The organism is Catenulispora sp. GP43, from assembly GCF_041260665.1.
Taxonomy (GTDB): Bacteria; Actinomycetota; Actinomycetes; order Streptomycetales; family Catenulisporaceae; genus Catenulispora.
Genome location: NZ_JBGCCT010000020.1, coordinates 221,060 through 245,116 on the forward strand (window position 1 = coordinate 221,060; position 24,057 = coordinate 245,116).

Here is a 24,057-nt window from a genome sequence, read left to right on the forward strand (position 1 = left end):
GCGACGGGCAGTGTACCGAGCGCCCTCGCATCAGCCCGCGCGCCCCAGCCCGACCGTGATACCGCCGGCACCCTCCGGCGCCTCGACGATCGTTGTCAGCCGTCCCCCTGGCTGATCATCAGGGTGCGAACTATAGCGCGAGAATTTCCGGCTACTGAGTCCCCTCCCGCATCCCCCACGGGGACCCGTACTCCACCAGCAGATCCAGGAACGGCCGCGGCGCGAACGCCTCCGGCCCCAGCACCCCGGACCCGCTCCACACCCCGCTCGCCAGCAGCTCCAGCGCCACCACCGGGTTGATCGCGGTCTGCCAGACCACGGCCTGCGAGCCGTACTCGCGCATCGACCACTCGTTGTCGACCACGTGGTACAGGTACACCTCGCGGGGCACGCCGTCCTTGGTGCCGCTCACCCAGGTCCCGGCGCAGGTCTTGCCGCGCATGCGGTCGCCGAGCGTGGCCGGGTCCGGGAGCGCGGCGGCGACCACGTCGCGCGGGGACACCGCCGCCGGCCCCCGGTCGCTGGCGACCACGAGCGGCTCGGTGCGGTCCAGGCCCAGCTCGTGCAGGGTCTTCAGCTTGCCGATGAAGTCGTCGCCGAGCCCGTACTTGAACGTCACGCGCTTGGCGTCGACCCAGCGCGGGACCAGCAGGACCTCCTCGTGCTCGACGTTCACGCACTCCACCGGCCCGATGCCCTCCGGGAAGTCGAACACCTCCGGCTCGCTGAACGGAGCCGTGGTGAACCAGCCGCGGTCGCGCTCGTAGACCACCGGCGGGTTCAGGCACTCCTCGATCGTGGTCCAGATGCTGAACGACGGGGCGAAGTCGTAGCCCTCGACGGTCAGGTTCGCGCCGTCGCGGATGCCGATCTCGTCGATCTCGTCGAACAGCTCGTCGGCGGCGTAGCGCGCGAAGACGTCCGACAGCCCCGGCTCGACGCCCATCCCGACCAGCGCCAGCACACCGGCCTTCTCCCACTCCGGGGCGCGGGCGAACTGCGCGTCGCCGAGCTTCTCGCCGCACTCCTGGTAGGGCCGCTCGGGGTGCGGGTGGGACAGCGACATCGCCATGTCCAGGTAGCCGGCGCCGGCGGCCAGGGCGGCGTCGAACAGCGGCAGCACGAAGCGCGGGTCGGTGGCGTTCAGCAGGACGTCGCAGCGGTGCTCGGCGAGCAGCGCGAGCACGGCGTCGCGGTCGGAGGCGTCGACGCGGGCCGCGCCGAACCGGGCGTCGCCGCCGAGCGCGGCCACCGCCGCCTCGGCGCGCGCCGGGTCGTAGTCGGCGACCACGAAGTGCTCGAAGAAGGAACGGCGGGCGGCGATACGGGTCACGGCGGTGCCCACACCGCCGGCGCCCACGAGAAGGATTCGCATACGCAGAGCGAACCGCCCCGGTGTTCTTAACGTCAATGGCGTTGGCATAAGCGCGCTAGGCTGCCGGCATGCCCCCGAAACCCGTGACCCCCGAGACCGCGCGCCGCCGCCGGCGTCCTACCAAGGCCGGGACGGTCCTGACCCACGACATGATCGTCGCCACCGCGCTGCGGATGCTGGCCGAGCACGGCGCCGAAGGGCTGTCCGCGCGGCGTCTCGGGCTGGCCCTGGGCGCCGACCCCAGCGCCGTCTACCGCTACTTCGCCGGCATGGACGACCTGGTGCTGGCCATCGCCGACGAGCTGATCCACCAGGCGCTGACCGACTGGGAGCCGACCGGCCGCTGGCAGGCGGACCTGCGGGCGCTGGGCACCGGCATCCACCGCGCCTACCTCGCCCACCCGCAGGCCGCGCAGCTCACCGCGAACCGGGTGTCGGGCCGCACCCACGAGATCGCCGCCGACGAGACCATCCTGGGGATCCTGCACGGCGCCGGCTTCCGCGGCCCCGCCGCCGCCCGGATCTACCACGCCTTCATCGACCAGACGCTGGCCTTCGCGGCCCTGGACGCGGCCTCCCTCGCACTCCCGGAGGCGGCGCGCGAAGCCGACGAGCGGCAGTGGCAGGCCACGTACGCGCGGCTGCCGGCCACCACGCACCCGCACATCGCGGCCGCAGCGCCGTTGCTGGTGGCGCGGATGAACGACAGCGCCTACCCCGCAGCGCTCGATCTCTTGCTGGCCGGCGCCGCCGCCGAACTCGAAGCCTGATACGCGCCGCGCCCGAGTGGCGCCGCCCGCCCCGAAACAGGCTCACCGCACCGTTCGCGGCATACGGTTCCTTGCTCCTTGCTCCTTGCTCCTTGCTCCTTGCTCCGTCCCCGCAATCTCGACGAAGCCCGTCCGGCAGCCGGATTCCCATGATGAACCTGCTACCCGACGTCGCTTCGAAGGAGACGGCACCGTGAACGTCGACAAGTCCGCAGGCCTGTCCCCGGGCGGGACACGCCTGGATCCCCGCGCCTGGACGGCGCTCATCCTGCTGTGCGCGGCCAACTTCATGGTGATCCTCGACTCGCAGGCCGTGATCCTCGCCGCGCCGACGATCGCCCGGTCGCTGAAGATGACCCCCGGCGCCGCCCAGTGGGTGATCAGCGCCAACCTGATCACCTTCGGCGGACTGCTGCTGCTCGGCGGGCGGGCCGCGGACCTGCTCGGCCGGCGGCGGCTGTTCCTCATCGGCACGGCGCTGTACCTGGCCGTGTCGCTGCTGTCCGGCTTCGCCTCGAACGGCGACGTCCTGATCACCGCCCGGGCGCTGCACGGCGTGGCCACGGCGATGATGGCGCCGACCGCGCTGTCGATCCTCACCACCATGTTCCCCGAGGGGCGGGGCCGGACCAAGGCGCTGGCCGCGTGGCAGGGCATCGCCGGGCTGGGCGCGACGGCCGCGCTGATCATCGGCGGCGAGCTCGTCTCCCACTTCGGCTGGCGCTGGATCTTCCTGATGAACGTGCCGGTCGGGGTCGCGATGCTGGTCGCCGGGCCGCTGCTGCTCACCGAGAGCCGGGACCTGTCGGCGGGCCGGCGCTACGACCTGGCCGGCGCCCTGACCAGCACCTCTGCGCTGCTGCTGATCGTGTACGCGGTCACCAAGGCGCCGGACAACGGCTGGACCGGTTCCAAGACGCTGGGGATGTTCGGCGGTGCCGTCGCGCTGTTCGTGCTGTTCGCGATCATCGAGAGCCGGGTGGACAGCCCGCTGGTGCCGTTGCGGATCCTGCGCTCCGGCTCGCTGGTCGGCGGGAACCTGGCCACGGTCGCGATGGGCATGGGGGTGTGGGGCCTGTCGCTGTGCGCCGCGGAGTACGCCCAAGGCGGTCTCGGCTACACCACGCTGCAGTACGGCGTGAAGGGCTCGCCGCTGCCGGCGATGGCACTGGTCGCCGCGTTCGCCGGACAGCGGCTGATCGGCCGCTTCGGCCCCCGGCGGGTGACCGCGGTGTGCTCGGTCCTGCTCATAGGCGGCAGCCTGCTGCTGGTCCACGCGGTCGAGAACGGCGGCGGCTACGGCTCCGTCTTCGCCGGCCTCGCGGTCTTCGGCGCCGGCCTCGGCCTGGCCACGACCGCCTGCTCCACCGCGGCCCTGTCCGGCATCGCCCGCCGCGACGCGGGCCTGGCCTCCGGCTTCAACGCCGCCGCGTTCCAGATCGGCGGCAGCTTCGGCATCGCGACCGTCACCACCGTGATCGTCTCGCACTCCGTCGGGGCGTCGCAGCAGGCTGCCATGACGGCGGGCTTCAAGGCCGGGTTCGTGGCCACCGCCTACTTCGGCGCCGCCGCCCTGGCCCTGGCGCTCGTCGTCATGCCCGGCCGCCGGCGCAGCCGGGAGGCGGAACAGGCCGCCATGGCCGCCGCGGCCGCGCAGGACTCCGGGGCCGTCCCGGTCGATATTTGATCGAGTCGATATCTGATTGATCGGAAACCGAATGCGGGAGTGAATAGAGAGCATGTCGCTGCCGGCCCCCTCGTTGCCCACCGACCGCCTTCTGTTGCGTGCCTTCGACGACACGGACGCGGACGCCCTCTACGCGCTGCACAGCGACGCCTTCGTCCTGCGCTACTGGGACTCCCCGCCGTGGAGCGAACCCGGCCGCGCCGAGAAGTTCCTCGCGGGATGTCGGCAGATGGCGCAGGAGGGCACCGGGGCACGGCTGGCCGTGGAACGCCTCGCCGACGGCGCGTTCCTCGGCTGGTGCAGCTTGAGCGGGTGGAACCCGGATTTCCGCAGTGCCGCCCTGGGTTACTGCTACAACGCTGCGGCATGGGGCCACGGCTACGCGACCGAGGCGGCGCGCGCTTTGCTGGGGTGGGCTTTCGACACGCTGGACCTGAACCGGGTGCAGTCCGAGACTGATACGCGCAACGTGGCGTCGGCCCGCGTGCTGGAGAAGCTCGGCTTCGTGCGTGAGGGGACGCTGCGGGAGGACTGCGTCGTCAACGGCGACGTCTCGGACTCGTGGGTGTACGGGCTGCTCAGACGAGAGTGGCGGGGGTAGCGGGGGCAACCTTCGCGAGCGCGGCGCGAAGGGGCGCCACCGAGATGAGCGGGTGAACCCGGCCCGGCTCCCTACCTCAGGCTCGATCCGCTGACTGCGGGCTTGCCGGCCCCGAGGAAGAAGATCCCGGGGTAGCCGGCCGTGGAGAACTTGTCGTTGACGTTGCCCTCCAGGACCGAATCGCGGATCGTCAGGGTGCCGGTGCGGTTGTTGCTGACGTAGAACAGCGCGCCGCCGCCCTCGTGCGCGTCGTTGTGCTCGATGCGGGTGCCGGCGATCGTCACGGTGTAGTCGTCGCCGTCGGTGTAGATCGCGCCCCCGCTGCCGCCGCCGGGCGTGCCGGCCTCGGCGGGGTTGGCGCCGGTGCCGATCGCCTGGTTGTAGGACATGACGCAGTCGATGACGTCCCAGGACACGCCGATACTGCTCAGCGCCCCGCCGTTGGAGCACACCCCGCCCTGGCCCGGACTGCCGCCGAAGGTGCTGTCCACGACGTAGACCGGCAGGTTCTGCCACTGCTGCAACGCCCGCACCGCCGCGCCGCCGAGGTCGGGCCCGGTGCCGTCGCACCGGTTCCCGACGAAGCGGGCGTTGACGATCGCCAGCCGGCCCCCGCTGGCGAACACCGCGCCCCCGCCGCCGCCGAAGGCCTGCTGCCCGGTGGAGTCGCCGTCGGCGAAGGTGATGTTCTGCAACGTCAGCTGCGGCTGGGACTGGTTCTGGCAGTGCGACGTCGTCCAGGTCTGCGCCTGGTCGCAGGTGTTCATGTACAGGATGCGGCGCCGCCCGCCGCCGCTGAGCGTGACCCTGCCGCCGCCGTCGAGCACGACGCGCGCGGAGGAGTTGACCACCTTGGCGGTGGCGGCCATGGTGATCACGACCGGCGCCGGACCGCACGAGAACGTGACCACCCCGCCCTTGGCGACAGCCGCGACCACGGACGCCGAGGTACAGCTCGCCGCCGTGCCGTCACCGACGACGGTGGTGGGGTGCGAGGTGTCGACCGGCTGTCCCGCCGCCGGAATCGGGGCGTGGCCGTCGGGATTGCCGAACGACGACGGCGACGCGGCGGGGGCGGTGGTGGCGCTCGTCGTCGCAGCCGCCGAGGAGGACGTGCGAGACGGAGCGGCGCTGCTACTGGTGGCGCCGGCCGGTGTGGCAGAAGGTGAAGGCACCGAACTCGCCGCCGGCCGGCCCTGCGCGGCGGCCGAGGCGCCGGAACCGCAGGCCGCAGTACTCACCGACAGGGCGACGGCGATGAGCGCGAACGATGTTCGAACGAGTGGTCGCTTGGAGGACACCCGCAGAGACTAGCCCCTGGGCTCAGCGCATCAGGGCGCTTTGGCGGGGTCGGAGTCAGTGGCCCTGCTCGTCCGGCAACGCCCACCGCCACACGCACGTCCGGATCCCCTTGCCGCCCTCAGCCAGATACGGCACCTCCTGCGCCGCGCTGCCGTCCTGCAGAGCGCTGTCATAAACCAGGCAGGCGTGCCGGGCCAAGTCGACGGCGTCGCCGGACACGGTGACCATCTCGGGGCAGCCGGTGCCCTGCGCGTGAGTGGGGGCGGGGAGTCCGTCGGGCCAGAACTGCGTCGCGGAGCTCGTGCTGACCGGGCACTCGTAGGCGAGGCGGACAGCGGTCCCGACGTAGGGCGCCTGGGACTGGGATGCGCTCGACGTCTTGAGCGCTGCGAGCGCATTGTAGGCGGCGACGACCGGCGCGGGGTACGCGCCCCCGGACAGCCTACGCGGCAGGGCATTGGCACGCACCGTCTGGTACCCGCCGCCGGCGCGCTGCACGCCGAGGACCGTGTCGCCGACGTCGGGCATCGGCGCGCCGCCGCTGGGGGTGAGGGCGGCAGGCTGTCCCGCCAGATCCTTCTGCAGCCCGGACACCAGCGTCTGCAGGTCCGCCGAGCCCAGGTGGAACCAGAAGTCCGAGCCGAGGACGACGCTGCCGTCGGCATAGACCGCGATCTCCGGCGCCAGATAGCCCAAGGAGCCGAAGGGGCTGTTGCCGCCGACGGTGCTCAGCTCGGCGACCCGTGCGCCGTGGATGCTGACGGGCGGGATCGTACCGACGATCAGCGGCGGCGACATCACGCCGCCGCCCGCGGGTGTCGTCGTGGTCGAGGTTGCGGTCGAGGTCGAGGTCGAGGTCGAGGGGGACAGGGGCGGGGTCGGCGAGCTCGTCGAGCTCGTCGCGGACCCGGCAGCCGACGGCTTCGCCGCCCCCGAGCCGCAAGCAGCCGCCAGGCAGGCGACTGCCATCAGACACAGCGCAGCCCGAACTCTTGAAGCCATAACGATCCCCGTCCCCTAGCGACCAGTCTCAGGGCTCGAATTCCCCGGACCGTCCTCCCCACGATGCATTGGACACTATCCCAACACAAGGCGATACCCGGGTGAAACAAGATGAATAGAGCGTGCGCCCCGTGTCAACCTCCTCCATCAGCGTTTCCGCGGGCTCGTTGCGGTTAACCGACCGGTGTGACTGGCAACAGCGTCCTGCTCGCGCTCGTGGTGGCCACAGCGCTGGGCTTCGACTTCACCAACGGTTTCCATGACACCGGCAACGCGATGGCCACCTCCATCGCCACCGGCGCGCTCCCGCCGCGGGTCGCCGTCGCCGTGTCCAGCGTGCTGAACCTGGTCGGCGCGTTCTTGTCGTTCAGCGTCGCGGCGACCATCGCCAGCGGGCTGGTGCAGACGCATCTGGTGACGCTTCCGATGGTGTTCGCCGGACTGGCCGGCGGCATCCTGTGGAACCTCGCCACGTGGTACCTCGGGCTGCCCTCCAGTTCCTCGCACGCCCTGATCGGCGGGGTCGTCGGGGCGAGCCTGGCCGCGGCCGGCGGCCACGCCGTGCAGTGGCACGGCATCACCTCCAAGGTCATCCTGCCCGCGATCCTGTCGCCGGTGATCGCCGGGATGATCGCCGCCGTCGGGACCTTCCTGGTCTACCGGATCACCCGCGGTGTGCCGGACGGCCTGCGGGGCCGCGGCTTCCGGCTCGGGCAGATCGGCTCGGCGTCCATGGTCTCCCTGGCGCACGGCACCAACGACGCGCAGAAGACCATGGGCATCATCACCCTGGCGCTCATCGCCAACGGCTCGCTCGGCGCCCACGCCAAGGCCCCGGTGTGGGTCATCGTCTCCTGCGCGCTGGCGATCAGCCTGGGCACCTACGTCGGCGGCTGGCGGGTGATCAGGACCCTGGGCAAGGGCCTGGTGGAGATCGAGTCGCCGCAGGGCATGGCCGCCGAGTCGGCCTCCGCCGCGGTGATCCTGCTGTCCAGCAGCTTCGGCTACTCGCTGTCCACCACGCACGTCGCCACCGGCTCGATCCTGGGCTCCGGCGTCGGCAAGACCGGCGCCGAGGTGCGCTGGTCGGTCGCCGGCCGGATGGCGGTGGCCTGGGTGCTGACGCTGCCGGCCGCCGGCCTGGTCGGCGCCGTGGCCTACGCGACGTCCCACGGCATCGGCGGGACCGCCGGCACCTCCACCATCTTCGTGGTGCTCGCGGCCTGCGTGACGGGCATCTACCTCGCCTCGCGCCGCACCGCGGTGACGGCGTCGAACGTCAACAGCCAGTGGTCCGGCTCGGTGGTGCCGGCCGGCCCGGTCCCGGCCGGCGCGGCCGCGTGAGGACGGAAGGGAACCGGTGAGCGTGAACTCCTGGATCAATCTGAACGCGCTGTGGAAGATCGTCGTGATCGGCCTGCTCGCCGGCGCCGGGCTGCCCGTACTGTTCGCCGTCGGGCTACGGGTCTTGGCGCCCCGCGCCGGCGAGCAGGCCGGCTCGCAGACCGTCGTCGAGACGACGCGGGACGTGCGCGCCAGACTGGCCGCGGGGCTCTGCTTCGTCGGCGTGCTGGCCGCCATGGCCTGGGGCGTCTACAGCATCGTCCACAACAGCTGACGGGCTGCGCCGACTGCGCTGCGCGAGCATCCCGCCGATGCCGGCCAGGCAGGCCAGGAGCGCCGAGATCCCGGCGAATCCGAGGACTGCCATCGAGGCCGCGCAGGCGATCGCCGCCGCGAGGCGCGTCCGGCCGGTCAGCACCCGCGTCGCCGAGGCCATGGAGGCCACGTAGACGACCAGGAACAGGGCGGTCGTCAGGGTGATCATCCGGGTCGCGTCGACGAGGCCGAAGGCTTCGGCGGTCAGCTCGACGCAGCCGGCCAGGGCGATCCAGGCGAAGAAGCCGCGGGTGCTGGTGCCTTGGGCGGCCCGGGCGGTCTCAGGACTCTGCTGCGGCTGCGGCTGGCGCTCTGCGCGCAAGTGCGTCACCAACGCGGCCGCCCCGGTCATGTAGGCGTTCACCGCCGCCAGCGTCAGAAGCACCGCCGCTCCCGCCGCGATGGCCGGTCCCCCAGAACCGACAGCGACCCGCAGCAGGTCGGCGGCCGGGACCGTTCCGGCGGCACCGGCTCCGAGCACTGCGACCACGGCCACGGCCAGGGCCAGGTAGACGATCGCGGTCACAGCGAAGGCGATCCCGGTGATGCGCGGCAGGGAGCGTGCGGGGTCGGCGAGCCGGCGGGTCAGCGGCGCGGCCGCCTCCCAGCCGACGAACGAGAGCATCAGCACCGACGCCGCCGAGCCGACCGCCGTCCAGCCGTGCGGGGCGAAGGGCGTCCAGTGCGAGGCTCGCGCATGCGGCAGCGAACCGGCGACGGCGACGACGACCACCGCGAGCAGCAGCCCGACCAGCACCATCTGCACGGCGGTACCCGCGCGGGCCCCCGCGGTGGTCAGGACCGTGACCGCCGCGAGCAGGACCGCGGCGACCAGCGCGGTGGCGCCGCGACCGCCGCCGGTGAGGGCGGTGACGTAGCCGGCGCCGATGAGGCAGACCACCGGCGCGCCCAGGACCACTGCGGTCAGGAAGCACCAGCCCACGGCGCGTCCGGTGCGGCGTCCGAGGCCCGCGGCGGTGTATGCGATGACGCCGCCGCCGTCGGGGAAGCGGGTGCCGAGGGTCGTGAAGACGAGGGCGAACAGCGCCGAGACGGCGAGCAGGCCGGCCCAGGCCACGACCGAGGCCGGGCCGGCGATCTTGGCGGCGAGGCCGGGGAGCATCAGGAGGCCGGGGCCGAAGAGGGCGCCGACGTAGAGGGCGACCCCGCGGGGGACCGACAGTGCGCCGGTGGTACCCGGCGCACTGGTGTCGCCGGCGGCGCCCGGCTCACCGGTGTCGCCGGCAGCGCTGTGCGGCCTTTTCGCCCTGGTCACATCGAGAACCGTCATGCTTCGAGCGTGTCAGGAAAGGGGCGGCACGCGATGGCAAAGTTTGCCGTCGGCAGCGCCCATGGTGCAATCTTCTGTCAGAAAACCGCGCCAGAGGAGAACTCCATGCCGGAAGCCATTCTTGACTCGACTGATCGCGCCATCCTGGCCCGCTTGCAGCGCGACGGCCGCATCGCCAACGTGGATCTCGCCGAGCAGATCTCGCTGTCGCCGTCGTCGTGCCTGCGCCGGACCAAGGCGCTGGAGGCGCAGGGCGTGATCGCCGGCTACCGGGCCGAGCTGGACCGGGAGAGCCTGGGCCTGGGCCTGACGGTCTTCATCGAACTCAAGGCCGCCCGCCACTCCCGCGAGGTCTCCCGCCTGGTGGAAGCCGAACTCACCGCGATCCCGGCGGTCGTCGCCTGCCACCTGGTCTCCGGCGACGCCGACTTCCTCGTCGAGGCGGTCGTCCCGAGCCTCGCGGTCTACGAGGAGGTCCTTCTGGACCACATCCTGGCCATCGAGGGCGTGAACTCGGTGCGCAGCACCTTCGCGCTGCGCACCGTCCTGAGCCGCGGCCCGCTGCCGTTGGGTGGTCGGAGGCCGTAGCAGGTCGCGAGCAGAACCCTTCCGACACTGTTCGCCCCAGATGCCCGACCCATTAACAGGGCTCTGCCATCATGACCGCCATGACCGATCCGGCTGCACAGGATTGCTGTGGCCTCACCCGTCGCGACCTCGTCCGGCTCGCCGCCGCCGGGGCCGGGGCGGGTCTGGTCCTCCCGGGCCTGGTGCCCGCTCCGGCCGCCGCCGCGGCCGCCCAGGGATTGTTCCCGCAGGACCTGGAGATGGTGACCGTCACCGACACCGGCTTCGTGCTCACCTGGTACACCGCCGGCGCGCCGACGCCCGCGATCCCGTACCAGCCCGGCCAGGAGCCGGCGCCGGTGGCCTGCGACGGCCTCGTGCGTTACGGCACCCACCCGGACCGCCTGGACCGGGTCGCGGTGCAGCGGCACGGGGACACCGCCTACCACCAGGTGGACGTCGACGGGCTGCGGCCCGGTACGACCTACTACTACCAAGCCCTGTCCGCCGGGGTGCCCGCGACGCCGCGCATGCTGCCGCAGCTGACGTTCCCGGCCGGCGGCGTGGTCATCCCGCCCAACCCCACCAACAGCCAGCTGCTGGCGATCCTCGCGCAGCTGCTGTCCTCCGGGATCGTGCTGTCGGCCGCCCCGGGCCAGGTCACGACCCTGGTGCCGCCGCGCGGCCGGCATCTGTTCTCGCTGGCGCTGGCCAACGACCTGCACGTCGGCGAGACGGTGAGCGGCCTGGCCACCGCGAGCTTCCCGCCCGGATTCAGCCAGGCGCCGGGCCTGCCGCCGTATCCGGAGGTGATGGCCGAGTCGATGATCGCCGACGCCGGCCGGCGCGGTGCCGACGTGCTGCTCGTCGCCGGCGACCTCAGCTCCGCCGCGCTGCCGGCCGAACTGGCGGGCTCCAAGCAGCTGCTGGACCGGTTCGGGCGCCTGACCTTGGACGGCCGGCTGGAGGCGGGCCGCTACGTCGTGGCCCGCGGCAACCACGACCAGCCGAAGACCGGCGCCGGGTACCAGACGTGCCCGACGGTCGGCGACACCGGCTACAACGACTGCGTCCCGACCGTCTACGACCTGCCCCAGGGCCGGCTCACCAGCACCCACCTGGCCGGCCTGCGCATCATCGGCCTGGACACCACGACCCTGAACACTCCCGGCGGCGCGCTCGATGACGCGCAGTTCGCGCAGCTGACCGACCTGCTGTCGGCCGACCCGCACCGCCCCACGCTGGTGTTCGGCCATCACCCGGTCACCGACGCCTCGGCGCTGTCCACGATCGCCGGCCCGTCCTTCGACCTGGCCCGCGCCGACGCCGCCCGGCTGGAGGCGCTGTACGCCAGAACCCCGGGCGTGTTCCTGCACCACGCCGGCCACACGCACCGGAACCTGCGGACCACCTCGCCGGCGGCACCGGGCGTCGACTTCCTGGAAGTCGCCGCGACCAAGGAGTACCCGGGAGGCTTCGTCCTGCTGAAGGTGTACGAGGGCGGATACATGGCGAACTTCCACAAGTCCTCCAGCGCCCTGGCCCGGCAATGGAGCCAGATCACCAGCGGCGAGTACCTGGGGCTGTATCCGGCGTACACGCTCGGCTCGGCCGGCGACCGGAACCATGTCGCGAAGCGTGATTTCGGACGGCTTTCACCAGTGCACAATTAGCGCCGGAAGAAGCACAGACGGAAGAGGCCCGATGGTGTAGGGCGCGGCACGGGGGAACCGCAACCCCACAGCGCTCGAACTCGGGCCCCTCCCGCCCTTCCCAGTCGATCGTGTCGGAAGCCCGAACTCCAGGGCCGAACGGCCCTCATGTGGCGGGGCGGCCGGGACCTTCGCCCCTGTCCGCCAGCCGACCGGACCGTCCAAGCTGGAAGCGGGCGCTTCGCACCGGGACGGAGGACGCCATGACCGCTCCCGCTCCTGTGGTCGTCGGCATCGACGAGGCGGACCAGAGCTCCCACGCGCTGGAGTTCGCCGGGCGTGAGGCTGTACTGCGGTCCGTACCGCTGTGGATCGCGCACACCTACCATCGGGCCCCGCCGGTCGCGCTCGGCGCGCCGGACGGGCGGATACCGGTCCAGACCGTGCTCGACATGGCGGTCGATCCGCTGGCCGGGGCGGTGACGCAGATGCTCGCCGACCATCCGGGGACGCCGATCCGGACCTACGTGCTCTGCGGGTCGCCCGCACCGGGGCTCGCGGCTCTGGCCCGCGACGCGTCCCTGCTGGTGCTCGGCCACAGCCGGGGCGGCCTGGCCGGGATGCTGCTCGGCTCGGTCGCGCTGCGGACCGTGGCCCACGCCCCCTGCCCGACAGCCGTCGCACGGGGCGCCCGCCGCCAGATGAACCGGGTGCTGGCCGGCGTCGACATCGGCGACCCCGCCGGCGGCCGGGCCCAGCTCGGCTTCGCCTTCGACGAGGCGGTCATGCGCGCCGCGGACCTGCTCGTCCTGCCCACGTGGGAGGACCAGAACGCCTTCCACCCCGATCCCACCGGCGACTACACCCGCGATCGCCTCGCACTGCTCGCCGCCGACCACCGCGAGCGCCTGGAGGCGGTGCTGGAGCCGTGGCGGCGCGCGCACCCCGACGTCGCCGTCGACGTCCTGGAGGCGGACGGCTCGGGCGCCCGGAGCCTGGTCGAGGCCAGCGGCCACGCCGACCTGCTGGTCCTGGGCGCGCATCCGCACCCCGGCGGCGAGGGGATGCGGCTGGGCGGACTGGCCTACGCGCTGTTGCAGCACGCGCGGTGCCCGGTCGTGCTGGTCCCGGAGCGCGCGAAGCCATGGTCACCCCTGATCGCGGCGGGCACCACGGCCGAAGGCCCCGGTCGCCGGTGACGAACGGCCCTCGCCGGGCGCCGGAGGCGGGCGGTTGACTAGTTCTGGTGATCAAGGGCAGGAGACGGTCATGAAAACCACTGCCGACACCCCGCGTGAAGAGCCGCCGCGGGTCACGCACGGCACGGTCCGGGTCGTGCCCTCCGGGCGGCGACACGTCCAGGTCCGCAAGTCGGCGAGCCGCAAGCTGCGGGATCTGCCGGAGCTGGACCTGCGGACGCCCTCCGGGCGGATGCTGCCCTTCTGACGGAGGACGGAGGACCGGTCCTCTCGGGTCACCCCTGGCCTCAGGACTCGTACACGGCGGGCGGACTTCAGTCCGCCCGCCGTCTCCATCGCTAGCTAATCAGGGGACTGAGTTTCCTCTGCGGGCCTGACGTGAAAGTGTGAAAACGTCAACGCCCAGACATCACGCGCTTTACCATCTCTTGGTTTCCCGCCGCGGGCTATTCGGCCACTCTCCTCTATAAGCCTGCTGCGATGGACCCCCACTCATCGCACCACCCTCCCTCATCCATGCCCCACGCATGCCTTCACCGCGGTCCGCCGGCTAGCGGGGCGGCCGCCCACCCCACGTGAGAGGACCCCCATGGCAATATCCGGATCCCGCGCCGGCCTGGCCTGGCTGGCCGCGGGCGCCTCGGTGCTGCTCGCCACGGCCCTGGCCGCCCCGGCCCAGGCCGCCGCCGCCACGTCGTCCCCGGCGAACTTCCCGCACTACAACCACGCCCGGCACTCCGACCAGATCTGGGGCGGATACGCCGACACCGGCGCCCGGTTCACCTCGATCAGCGGTTCGTGGACGGTGCCGACGCTGAACTGCTCCTCGACGCCCAACAGCTCGGTCTCGCCGTGGATCGGCATCGACGGCTGGAGCTCGGACACCGTCGAGCAGATCGGCTTCGACCAGGATTGCGAGAACGGCGTCGCGGGCTACTACCCGTGGGTGGAGATGTACCCCGCGGACTCCATCTACTTCACCGAGACCATCAAGGCCGGCGACCAGATCAGCGCCTCGGTGTCGGTCAGCGGCAGTTCCTGGACCCTGACCGAGAAGGACACCACCCGCGGCTGGTCGAAGACCTACCACGAGTCCGGGAGCGACGACCTGTCCTCGGCCGAGGCGATCGTGGAGGACCTGGGCGACGGCATCCAGCCGGTGGCCCCCTTCGGCTCGATCACCTTCACCGGCCTCACCGCCGACGGCCAGCCCCTGGCCAGCGCCGGCACGCCCAACTCGACCAACGTCGAGCGCGGCAACACGCCGCTGACGAAGAACTCCTCGCTGTCCGGCGGCACGTTCAAGCTCAGCTGGGTCCACTCCTGATCAGCTGACCGGCAGACACCCCCCCGGCTGCCACCGACCGGCCGACACCCCCCGGCCGCCGCCCGGGTCGCCGCCGCCATGCCATCACGGCGGCGGCCCGGGCCACTCCCACCGGATCCCGAAGACGCACGGGTCCAGATCCACCCCCATCGCGCACACCCGGTCGTGCCCGTCCAGCGTCAGCACCCGCTCGGTCCTGGCCGTCTCGTCCTCCCGGGGCGCCGTGAACTGCACGCAGCGCGCGGGCAACGCAGGCCTGGTGAATTCGACATCGATCACGTACTCGCGCACCGGCAGCCGCAGCCGCCGGCTGGTGTCGCGGTCGCGCGGGAACGGCGGCGTGAACTCCACGACGTACTCCATGAGCAGCAGCTCGCCGCGCTGCAACGGATGCGGCAGCCGAAGCTCGGCGATGGTCAGCCCGGCCTCCGGCCTGGAACGCACGGCCCCGAGCGTGCAGCCGCGCACCGGACGGATCACCGACGCGCTGCCGTCGTCGGCGTGGTCGATCACGATCGAGGACCGCACATCGTTGGTGGCGGCCCGCACCAGGGCCCGGCAGTGGAGCTCGCGCAGCCGGCCGTCCGGGCCGACCACGAGCCGCTCGTACTGCGAGAGCCGGATCAGCAGGTCGTCGGAGCTGGTGTCGAACTCGCCCAGCAGCCCGGCGATCGGATCCCAGTCCCGGTACACCTCCGCCAGATCCGGCGCCCCGGTGTACACGCTGCGCCCCCGAGCCCGCCGCGGACCGACCAGAGCGGCCAACGCCCCCGGCGGCACCCCGAGAATCTGCTCCAGCCGGCCCAGCGCCGCCATCGACGCGGCCCGCTCGGGCTGGCGACGCCCCGACTGCCAGCTGCTGAGCGTGGCCAGACTGATCGGCGTCCCCTGCCGCCGCAGCCGGTACTGGATCCGGTCCAGGCTCAGCCCGCTGCCGGCGATCGCGGCCCGCAGCGCGGCCGGGAACGGACCGGAGGCCAGCAGCCGCCTCAGTTCGGCGGGTGCTTCCGGGATGTCAGACACGCGAGGTCTTTCCGTCCTGCCGGGCGTGCGAAACACAGTGGAGGGGACAGCGTTACCATCACAGGTGTGTCAGGCCACTGAAACGGACCGTGTGCTCAAGCGGTTTGTCGCCGAGATCCAGTCAGGGGTGCCGGTCATAGCAGAGGACTTCATCCGGCGCGACTTGGCAGAGTTCTGGCTTCCGGCCACGCGCAGACCCCGACTCGGGATGCGCGACATCCGCGAGCACCGCTATGGGGATCCGCGGCCGATCGGTCGTTTGCGACGCGTACGCCGGGCGATCCGGGCCCGGGCTTTCGTGCGACGCGGGATCAAGCGCGCTTTGGCCCACTCAGTACCCTGATATACGCTGATTCGCGAATGCTCCGTCCGCGGCGTTCGCGCCCGGGCGGGCGGCAGCGCCGGGTCGTCCGCGCACCGGAGAGGGTCCCGTCATGCTCCCCACTGCCGTCAGCCCGAGAATCCTCATCGTCGGCGCCGGGCTGGCGGGCACCGCCACGGCGATCCGGCTGCTGTGCTTCGCGCGCGGGCCGTTGGAGGTCGTCCTGCTCGAGCGGCGGGCCGACTACCGGTACGCCGGCGTCGCCTACCACCGCGACGGCAATCCCTGGGACCACGTGTTCAACATCCAGGCGGGCCGGATGTCCGCGTTCCGGGAGGACGTGCTCGACTTCGTCCGCTGGGCGAACACCGAGGCCGACCGGAGCGGCTGGCCGGCGCCGTGGGCCGGCTTCGAGTTCGCCGAGCACAGTCCCGCGCCGCGCCGGATCTTTCAGGACTACCTGGCGCAGCGGCTGGGGCAGGCAGCCCGCGAGGCGCGCCCCGGCGTCGTGCTGGTGGAGGCCGATGGCGAAGCCGTCGATCTGGACGTGCGGGCGAACGGCGTCGAGGTCACGGTGAACCGGTACGCCCCGCGCGGCCGGCAGCCCGGCGGGCAGACCGGCGAACAGACCGAGGTCCTGTCCGCCGACGAGGTGATCCTCGCGACCGGCCTGGAGCTGCGCGAACCGGCCTTCGCCGCCGGCGTGCTCGGCCACCCGTCCTTCGTGCGCGATCCGTACTCCGCAGCCGGTGTCGCAACCCTCGAGGCCCTGGCCCCGGAGGCGACGGTGGCGATCGTCGGCTCCGTGCTGAGCGCCTACGACTCGGCCGCCCTGCTGCTGCGCCGGGGCCACACCGGCACCATCCACCTGATCTCCGGCAGCGGGACCGTCTTCCGGACCTACCCCGACGACCACGAGCACGACGTCGTCCAACTGCCGTGCCCGCACACGCTGCTGCAGCCCTACCACGACCGGGAGGAGTTCCTCGCGCGCCTGCGGGCCGAGTGGGACGCGGCCTGCGCGGCGATCGCCCGCGACTACCCGGGGATCGACGCGGCGGTGGTCGCCGAGCGGGTGGCCAAGGCGTGGGAGCCGTACTGCCCCGAGGCGATCGCGCAGATCCCCACCGCCGAACTGCGGGCGATGCTCGACGAGTACGGCACCGCGATCTCCGCGCTGCGCGTGTGCGCCGTGCAGTACACGATGTCCGTCATCGAACACGCGATGGGGCCCGCGGACGGGCGGCTGCGGCTCGTCGTCGGCCGGGTCCAAGCGATTACCCCGACCGGCTCGGGCCGCATGGCCGCGACCGTCTCCCCACCGTCCGGCACCTCGCACGTCATCGAAGCCGACCTGGTGCTGTCCAACTTCGCCAGAGAACCGGACTACGACCGCGTCGGACAGCCGCTGTGGCGCAACCTGCTGGCCAAGGGGCTCGCGGTCCCGCACCGGCGCACCGGCCGGGGCGTGGAGGTCGACCGGCATGGAACGCTGCTCGGCAGCCACGGCGAGCCGATCGGCCCGGTGTTCAGCGTCGGCGTGCCGCGCGAGGGCGACGAGATCGTGCGCAACGGCCGGACCGGCGCGTTCGCCTTCAACCTGGCCGCCATCAAGAACCAGTCGATCGCGGTGGCCGCGCACGCGCTGGAGCGGCTGGACCTCGGCGAGCCACAGGACGCTGAGGAAGTTTTCGGCGTTGCAGCAGATTTCGGCAATATCGGACAAGCGCACCGGGCCGGATTCGAGGAGGCTGTAGTACTGGAGGTGAAACGGTTGGCGACACGGGCGCGCGGTGAGCGGGAACTGCTCGATGCGCGGGTGGACGACCGCATCCGGTCCCTGGCCGCCTTCCGGCACGAGCGCCTGGTCAGGGCGGCTGTGAACCGGGCCGCCGTGGCACGCCTCACCGATGTCTCCGTGACGCCCCGGCAACTGCGCCGGCGGCTGGGCCTGGCAGGTATCGACCATCCGGAGGGCTGAATGAGTGGGCGGCGTATCAAGGGATCCCTCCTGTCCGGCGGCAGGCAGACCATCGTGCAAGGGTTCTGCAACCGCACCGGCAGACCGATCGAGGGATCCATCCTCGTCGCCCCGACCCTGGAGGCAGGACTCTACGACGCGATCGTCTCCGCGAGCGCCGTGGTGTGCAGCTCCGGAGGCCGCACCGGCCACATGCAGTCCATCTGCCGGGGCCGGGGAATCCCCGTGCTCAGGATCGACCACGCCGACCTGTCCCGGCTCGACGGCGAGGTCACGCTGCACCTCCAGAGCGAGTCGATCGTCCTCGGCAGCGGAATCGGCGCCCCGCCGCCCGCCACCCGCGGCGGACGCGCGATGCTGGACGAGCTCGGCTCCCTGTGCGCGGTCATCGCAGACCTGCAGGACATCGAAACCGTCAACGCCAGCGGACCGGACGCCCAGCGCGTCGAGTCCTTCTTCATCCGCGAGGAGTTCCTGTGCCTGGCCGCCGGCCTGCGTCCGCTCGACGCCCTGCACGGCGGACCGGCCCAGGCCACGGCCTACGGCCAGGTCCTGGCCGACCGCCTGTGCACCTTCGCCGCCGCCCTGCTGCCCGGCCAGCGGATCGTCCTGCGACTGCTCGACCTGCGCTCCGACCACGCGGCTCACGTGACCACCGCGCCGGTGGCCGCCGAACCGAACCCTGAGATGGGCCTGCACGGCGCGCGCTGGCTTCTGGGCTCAAGCGGCTACCGGGACGCGCTGCACGCCGCACTCCGCGTCCTGCGCGACCGTCTCGGCGAGTCAGCGGACCGGGTGCACCTGTCCGTCCCGTTCCTCACCGACGAACACGAATACCGCCAGCTCCGCAGCCACCTCCAGATCCCGGACGACGTACCGGTGGCCGCGTTCATCGAGACGCCGGCGGCGGTCCACGCGGCCCGCGCGATCTGTGCCGCCGGCGCCAGCGAGCTCTTCGTCGGCACGAAGGATCTGGTGCAGTTCTACCTGGCCGCCGATCGGAACAACCACCTGGTCGCCGAGTCCTACCAGACCCGGCACCCGGCCGTCCTGGCCGGCGTGCGCGCCGTGGTGGCCGCGGCCCGCGCGACGGGAACCCCGGTGCGGGTGTTCTCCCTGCACGCGGACCTGGCCCACTATCTCCGTCAGCTTCCACCCCCGGACGGCTACATGATGTGCACGGCCGAACTCCAGCAGGTGCTCACGGCGGCCTGACAAAACCGGGCCAATCCGAACCCGGCCCCGGCACCGAACCTCCCGCGCACAACATTCGGCCCAGCGCGACGGAGCGGGAGATCTTGCGATGACCACCAAGTCCACCATCCCTGCGGGACTGCGGCCCGCACCGGGAACGCAGGCCCCCGGCCGCGGCATCGCCGCCGAGCTGGCGCGCCTCTTCGGCGACATCTGCGGGATGCCGCTGCCGGTGCGGTTGCGTGCCTGGGACGACAGCCTGGCCGGACCCTCCGACGGCCCCGAGGTGGTCCTCCCCTCACCGGCCGCGCTGCGCCGCCTGCTCTGGCACCCGAACGAGCTGGGCCTGGCCCAGGCCTACGTCACCGGTGAGCTGGACGTCACCGGCGACATCGCCGACGGGCTGCGCCGGGTCTGGCGCGTGCTCGGCGAGGACGGCCGCGACGGTCGTGGAGGCCGTGGCGGTCGCGGCGGCCGCGCCGGCAGACCGCACCCGGTGCGGGCGCTGCGGCCCCGCACCCTGAACCAGGCCCGCCGGCTCGGCGTGCTGAGCCGGCGGCCGCCCCTGCCGGCGTCCCAGGCGGCGTTGTCCGGGCGCCTGCACACCAAGGGCCGCGACCAGGCGGCGATCGCGTTCCACTACGACCTGTCCAACGACTTCTACCAGCTGATCCTGGACGAGTCGATGGCCTACTCCTGCGCCTACTGGCCCGAGGACCAGCCGGACCTGAGCCTGCCGCAGGCGCAGAGCGCCAAGTTCGACCTGATCTGCCGCAAGCTGGAGCTTCGGCCGGGCCAGCGGCTCCTGGACGTCGGCTGCGGCTGGGGCGGCCTGGTCCTGCACGCCGCCGAGAACTACGGCGTCACCGCGATCGGCGTCACCCTGTCCGCCGCGCAGGCCGCGGTGGCGCACGAGCGGGTCCGCAGCCGCGGGCTCGCCGACCGGGTGGAGATCCAGACCCGCCACTACCAGGACTTCACCACCTCAGTCCCCTTCGACGCCGTGGCCAGCATCGAGATGGGCGAGCACGTCGGCCAGGACGCCTACCCCGGCTTCGTGGCCCGGCTGCGCGAGCTGACTGCTCCCGGCGGCAGGCTGCTGCTGCAGCAGGCGTCCCGTGGGAACTCCCGTGGGAACACCGCCCCCGGAGGCGGGGCGTTCATCGAGTCCTTCATCGCCCCGGACATGCACATGCGGCCGCTGTCGGAGACCGTCGGGATGCTGGACCGCGCCGACTGGGAGATCCGGGGCGTGCAGGCCATGCGCGAGCAGTATGTCCGCACCGTGCGCGCATGGCAGGCCACGCTTGAAGAACGCTGGCCGCAGGCCGTGGATCTGGTCGGCGTCGAGACCGCCCGGGTGTGGCGGCTCTACCTGGCCGGCGGGGCGCTCGCCTTCGAGCAGGGCCGGATGGGCGTCGACCAGATCCTCGCGCAGCGGCGAGCGTCATCCAGGCGGTGACCTCGATCGACATCGACCGGCGCTACGGCTTCGACGGCCAGACCAGCCCGCCGCCACGCGTGTCCGGCGGTAGGTGGCTGCCGGACATGCGCTTTTCCGCTGTATCCGGTCCTCTAGAATCCACCCGGGTTCGGCGACACACGCCGGTCAGGGGAGGGTGGGGATGTTCGACTTCGGCTTGCCTTCGGACCAGCTGCTCGATCTCGCGGTGATCGGTGCGACGGTCGTGGGCGCCCACGTCGCGGCTATGTTGTCTCTGGTCCTTGTCATGCCCGCGCTGCGGATGTCGCTGTACTCGATCCAGGTCGGTGCGGGCAGGGTACTGCTGGTGTCGCCGGGCCGGCGCGTGACGGTGCAGTGGCGGGCCGAGCCGCGGAATCTCGGCGTGTTCGGTGTGTATCGGGACACCCGGTCGCTGGCGACGCGCAAATGGCTGTTCCGTTTCTCCCAGCTGGTGGCGATTCTGGGGTGGGGGCTGCTTGCCGGATCGCTCTTCACGCCGGGAGGCCGCTTCCAGCGCGACATCGTGGCCGGCACGCTGCTGGCAGCGTGCTTTCTGCTGGCGAGCCGCACTCGGGACAAGCGCTCGTACATCGCCGGCCTCCTCAAGCCGCGCCTGAACTCAGATCCGCAGGTCATCGCCGGCGTGCTCGCCGTGCAGTATGCCGATATCCGATTCGGGCAGGGCGATGACCGGCCGATGCGTGTCCTCGCCGTCGAGCAGGGTCTGGATTCGATGCCTGCTGCGCGAGTCGCTTACATGGAGGGCCGTTTCACCGACGCCCTCACCATCGTCGATCGGCAGGTGTCACTGCTGGCCGCCCGGAACCCCGCCGCTGCCGAGAAGAGCCGTGCCGGGCAGGCGGGACACCTCGCCGAGCTTGCTCTCTACGCCGCCGAGGCCCGGCAGGTCCCGGTCGCCGAGGCCGTGCCCCGGGCGAAGGCCCTGATGGCCGGACAGCCGTTCCCCCTCGCGCTCCAGGCCCTGATCGCCGTTCTGTCCGGCGATCCGCAGACCGCGCTGCCGCTGGCGCGCAAGGCCCGCCGGCAGCCCGGCTCCCGGCTCGATCTGGCGGACATCCACTGCACGCTGGCCCACATCCACGATGTCCTCGGCGATCGTGCGGCGGCGAACGAGTCCCTTGAGCGGGCTCGTGCCCTGGCCCCGAGCTATGTCCGGCCCGACCACGTGGCCAGGCGGCTGGACAGTGGCGTCCAGACGGCGACTGGATAGCACGGCGACACGGCGACACGGCAACCAATCGGTCTGTCCCTATCGTTGTCGGTCCATGGAACCACTTACGCATCGCATCGAGGTCGACGGCTGCGGCATCCACGTGACCGTGCAGCGCGGCATGCCGCAGCAGGATGGAGGTACGCGGCGGGCACTGGTCTGTCTGCACGGCGGCCCTGGCGTGGAGGGCTCGGGGCAACGCCTGAATTTCTCGGGTATGACTGATGTCGTCGACGTGGTCGTCCCGGACCAGCGCGGACACGGCCTCAGCGACCTGAGCACCCCGGACCAGTGGAACCTCGACCGGTGGGCCGACGACGTCGCGGCGATCATCGACGAGCTGGGCCTGGTCAGCCCCATCGTGTTCGGCATCTCCTTCGGCGGCTGGGTGGCCCTCCACCACGCCTTCCGGCATCCGCGACAGGCCGCCGGCCTCATCGTCGCCTCCACGACACCCCGGCTGCCCACGATCGAGCAGGTGGCGCGCCGCATGGGCACGCTGGGCGGGCAGGCGGCGGAGGACGCATGGCTGAGCGTCCACGCCGAGGCGAGCGAGCAGGCGGTGGCCCGGATGCAGGAGGCGTGCATGCCGTTGATGGCGCTCCGGTCGCCGAGCCCCGCCCTGGCCGCCGTGCGCGCGACGCAGCGGCTCACGCCGCAGGTCAACGAGCACTTCACCCCGCAGTTTCAGGAGCTGGACCTGACCGACGAGCTGCGCACCGTCGCAGTCCCGACCCTGCTGATCGTCGGGGAACACGACCCCCTGCTGACCGAGGAGGTGATCGCCTCGGCCGCCGAGGCTCTTCCGGCCGGCGGGCGGCTGGTCGTCGTCCCGGATGCCGCTCACGATCTGTTCGTCGACGCCCCTGACAGGTTGCTCGAAGAGGTGCGGCGCTTTGTTGTAGCAGCGCTTTCCCATAAGGACACCAGATCAACAAACGCCATTTAGCGCACATCCCTGTGTCAAGGTGGTTCAGGAGGGCAACCCCCGGCAAAGGAACGGTGATGGTGTGAAGGCAGACGAAGTCGTGGTCGTCGGCGCGGGTGTCGCCGGGTTGGTGTGCGCCGCGGACCTGGTGGCGCAGGGCTTTGCGGTCACCGTCCTGGAGACCTCCGACCAGCCCGGCGGACGCATGCGCTCCGATCGCCGGGACGGCTTCGTCCTCGACCGGGGGCTCCAGGTCCTCAACCCCGCCTATCCGCAGGTCCGCAAGCGGGTGGCGCTGGACCGGCTGGATCTGCGCCCCTTCTATCCGGGCATGCTGCTGCACGGCACGAAGCGCCGCGTGCGGATCGCCAACCCGGCGGCGGACCGGGGCATCGTCAAGGACCTGTGGCACGCGGGCCTGCCGGGATCGGTGCGCGACATGGCCGCGCTGTCGGCGATGAGCGTGAAGGACGGCGCACTGCCGGTGCAGCGGCTGAAGGACCAGCGTGACGAGTCCGCCTACGCCAGCCTGCGCGGCGCCGGGCTGTCGCCGGCCTTCATCGATCGCGTACTGCGGCCCTTCTTCGCAGGGGTCTTCCTCGAGCCGGACCTGGCGACCTCCAGCCGCATGCTGCACCTGGTGTGGCGCAGCATGCTGCGCGGCCGTGCCTCGTTGCCGGCGAAGGGGATCGGCGCGGTGCCCGCACAACTCGCCGAGCAGCTGCCGCCGGGATGCCTGAGCCTGGAGAGCCCGGTTTCCGCGCTGAGCGGCGACGGCGTGGTCCTGGCCGACGGCCGCGAGCGCACCGCCGCGGCGGTGGTCGTGGCGACCGGCGCGCGGCAGGCCGCGCAGCTGACCGGGACGGGCCCGACGCCGGAGATGAGGACGGTCACCACGTATTACCACGTCGCCGAGCGGACGCCGTTGGGGGAGCCCGCGATCATCGTCGACGAGCGGATGCGGATCCTGAACACCGTCGTGCTCACCGACGTCTGCCCGGACTACAGCCCCGATGACCGCGCCCTGATCGCGACCTCGGTCCTGGGCTCACCCGCCGATCACACGCAGCTGCCGCTGTCCGACGTGCTCGGTGAGATCTACCGGGTCGACACCCGCGCCTGGGACGCGCTCGCCACGTACCACGTGCCGGACGCGCTGCCGGCGATGCTGCCGCCGTGGCCGCTGAGCAGGACGACCCGGGTGGGACCGGCGCGGTACGTGTGCGGCGATCATCGCGCGACCGGATCGGTGCAGGGGGCGATGGCGTCCGGGGCTCGGGCGGCTCGTGAGCTGGCGGCTGATCTGCGCGGTGGCAAGAGCCAGAATCAGAACTAGAACTAGAGCCAGAACTAGAGCCAGAACTAGAACTAGAACTAGAACTAGAACTAGATGATTGAGTCCGAAGGCTGGGCTGGTCGTGGGCCTGCGTGACGGCATGGCGAAGGGTGTCGTTGTCTGTGTGTGAATACCGACCTCGACA

General features: G+C 71.8%; 20 protein-coding genes. 15 read left to right on the forward strand and 5 right to left on the reverse strand.

Annotation, left to right across the window (positions count from 1 at the left end; translation table 11 throughout):
- Nucleotides 1–151 precede the first annotated feature (151 nt).
- The gene (locus ABH926_RS34375) at nucleotides 152–1,375 is read right to left on the reverse strand and encodes a saccharopine dehydrogenase family protein (protein ID WP_370370126.1); all 1,224 of its coding nucleotides are present in this window, start codon (nucleotides 1,373–1,375) and stop codon (nucleotides 152–154) included.
- Nucleotides 1,376–1,443: 68 nt separating this feature from the next.
- Between ABH926_RS34375 and ABH926_RS34380 the strand changes: the two genes are divergently transcribed.
- From ABH926_RS34380 to ABH926_RS34390, 3 genes are all read left to right on the forward strand, one after another.
- Nucleotides 1,444–2,145, forward strand: a complete 702-nt coding sequence (locus tag ABH926_RS34380; RefSeq protein ID WP_370370127.1) for a TetR/AcrR family transcriptional regulator — start codon at nucleotides 1,444–1,446, stop codon at nucleotides 2,143–2,145.
- A 193-nt stretch (nucleotides 2,146–2,338) separates the two neighbouring features.
- Entirely contained in the window at nucleotides 2,339–3,832 is a 1,494-nt protein-coding gene (locus tag ABH926_RS34385; RefSeq protein ID WP_370370128.1) for an MFS transporter, read from the forward strand.
- 52 nt (nucleotides 3,833–3,884) lie between these two features.
- Nucleotides 3,885–4,433, forward strand: a complete 549-nt coding sequence (locus tag ABH926_RS34390; protein WP_370370130.1) for a GNAT family N-acetyltransferase — start codon at nucleotides 3,885–3,887, stop codon at nucleotides 4,431–4,433.
- A gap of 71 nt (nucleotides 4,434–4,504) precedes the next feature.
- On the opposite strand, the gene ABH926_RS34395 is transcribed toward ABH926_RS34390, so the two are convergent.
- Nucleotides 4,505–5,734, reverse strand: coding sequence for a hypothetical protein (locus tag ABH926_RS34395; RefSeq protein ID WP_370370131.1), 1,230 nt, complete (start codon nucleotides 5,732–5,734; stop codon nucleotides 4,505–4,507).
- 55 nt (nucleotides 5,735–5,789) lie between these two features.
- Nucleotides 5,790–6,704: a hypothetical protein gene (locus ABH926_RS34400; protein WP_370370132.1), complete on the reverse strand. Its 915-nt coding sequence runs from the start codon at nucleotides 6,702–6,704 to the stop codon at nucleotides 5,790–5,792.
- 219 nt (nucleotides 6,705–6,923) lie between these two features.
- On the opposite strand from ABH926_RS34400, the gene ABH926_RS34405 reads away from it, so the two are divergent.
- On the forward strand, nucleotides 6,924–8,081 hold the full coding sequence (locus ABH926_RS34405) for an anion permease (protein WP_370370133.1): 1,158 nt from the start codon (nucleotides 6,924–6,926) through the stop codon (nucleotides 8,079–8,081).
- A gap of 115 nt (nucleotides 8,082–8,196) precedes the next feature.
- Here the strand turns inward: ABH926_RS34405 and ABH926_RS34410 are convergent, their stop codons facing one another.
- Nucleotides 8,197–9,687 carry an APC family permease gene (locus ABH926_RS34410; protein ID WP_370370134.1) on the reverse strand — a complete coding sequence of 497 codons (1,491 nt, stop codon included), beginning with the start codon at nucleotides 9,685–9,687 and terminating at the stop codon, nucleotides 8,197–8,199.
- 105 nt (nucleotides 9,688–9,792) lie between these two features.
- Between ABH926_RS34410 and ABH926_RS34415 the strand changes: the two genes are divergently transcribed.
- The 5 genes from ABH926_RS34415 (at nucleotide 9,793) to ABH926_RS34435 (ending at nucleotide 14,432) form a co-directional block, all read left to right on the forward strand.
- Nucleotides 9,793–10,275 (forward strand): Lrp/AsnC family transcriptional regulator, encoded by a 483-nt coding sequence (locus tag ABH926_RS34415; protein ID WP_370370135.1) that lies wholly within the window; start codon nucleotides 9,793–9,795, stop codon nucleotides 10,273–10,275.
- An 80-nt stretch (nucleotides 10,276–10,355) separates the two neighbouring features.
- Complete coding sequence (locus ABH926_RS34420; RefSeq protein WP_370370136.1) at nucleotides 10,356–11,927, forward strand: metallophosphoesterase; 1,572 nt, start codon at nucleotides 10,356–10,358, stop codon at nucleotides 11,925–11,927.
- A 242-nt stretch (nucleotides 11,928–12,169) separates the two neighbouring features.
- Nucleotides 12,170–13,105, forward strand: coding sequence for a universal stress protein (locus ABH926_RS34425; RefSeq protein WP_370370137.1), 936 nt, complete (start codon nucleotides 12,170–12,172; stop codon nucleotides 13,103–13,105).
- Nucleotides 13,106–13,175: 70 nt separating this feature from the next.
- Entirely contained in the window at nucleotides 13,176–13,352 is a 177-nt protein-coding gene (locus ABH926_RS34430) for a hypothetical protein (protein ID WP_370370138.1), read from the forward strand.
- Between the two features lie 342 nt (nucleotides 13,353–13,694).
- The gene (locus tag ABH926_RS34435) at nucleotides 13,695–14,432 is read left to right on the forward strand and encodes a G1 family glutamic endopeptidase (RefSeq protein ID WP_370370139.1); all 738 of its coding nucleotides are present in this window, start codon (nucleotides 13,695–13,697) and stop codon (nucleotides 14,430–14,432) included.
- Nucleotides 14,433–14,516: 84 nt separating this feature from the next.
- Here ABH926_RS34435 and ABH926_RS34440 read toward each other — a convergent pair whose 3' ends face one another.
- Nucleotides 14,517–15,455, reverse strand: coding sequence for a hypothetical protein (locus ABH926_RS34440; protein ID WP_370370140.1), 939 nt, complete (start codon nucleotides 15,453–15,455; stop codon nucleotides 14,517–14,519).
- Nucleotides 15,456–15,889: 434 nt separating this feature from the next.
- On the opposite strand from ABH926_RS34440, the gene ABH926_RS34445 reads away from it, so the two are divergent.
- The 6 genes from ABH926_RS34445 to ABH926_RS34470 all read left to right on the forward strand — a co-directional run bounded on the left by ABH926_RS34445 (nucleotide 15,890) and on the right by ABH926_RS34470 (nucleotide 23,912).
- Nucleotides 15,890–17,758 carry an FAD/NAD(P)-binding protein gene (locus ABH926_RS34445; RefSeq protein WP_370370141.1) on the forward strand — a complete coding sequence of 623 codons (1,869 nt, stop codon included), beginning with the start codon at nucleotides 15,890–15,892 and terminating at the stop codon, nucleotides 17,756–17,758.
- Nucleotides 17,759–18,973 (forward strand): putative PEP-binding protein, encoded by a 1,215-nt coding sequence (locus ABH926_RS34450; protein WP_370370142.1) that lies wholly within the window; start codon nucleotides 17,759–17,761, stop codon nucleotides 18,971–18,973.
- An 88-nt stretch (nucleotides 18,974–19,061) separates the two neighbouring features.
- On the forward strand, nucleotides 19,062–20,414 hold the full coding sequence (locus ABH926_RS34455) for a class I SAM-dependent methyltransferase (protein WP_370370143.1): 1,353 nt from the start codon (nucleotides 19,062–19,064) through the stop codon (nucleotides 20,412–20,414).
- Nucleotides 20,415–20,577: 163 nt separating this feature from the next.
- Complete coding sequence (locus ABH926_RS34460) at nucleotides 20,578–21,648, forward strand: hypothetical protein (protein WP_370370144.1); 1,071 nt, start codon at nucleotides 20,578–20,580, stop codon at nucleotides 21,646–21,648.
- 55 nt (nucleotides 21,649–21,703) lie between these two features.
- Complete coding sequence (locus ABH926_RS34465) at nucleotides 21,704–22,597, forward strand: alpha/beta fold hydrolase (protein WP_370370145.1); 894 nt, start codon at nucleotides 21,704–21,706, stop codon at nucleotides 22,595–22,597.
- A gap of 61 nt (nucleotides 22,598–22,658) precedes the next feature.
- Nucleotides 22,659–23,912 (forward strand): NAD(P)/FAD-dependent oxidoreductase, encoded by a 1,254-nt coding sequence (locus ABH926_RS34470; protein WP_370370146.1) that lies wholly within the window; start codon nucleotides 22,659–22,661, stop codon nucleotides 23,910–23,912.
- Nucleotides 23,913–24,057: the final 145 nt, after the last annotated feature.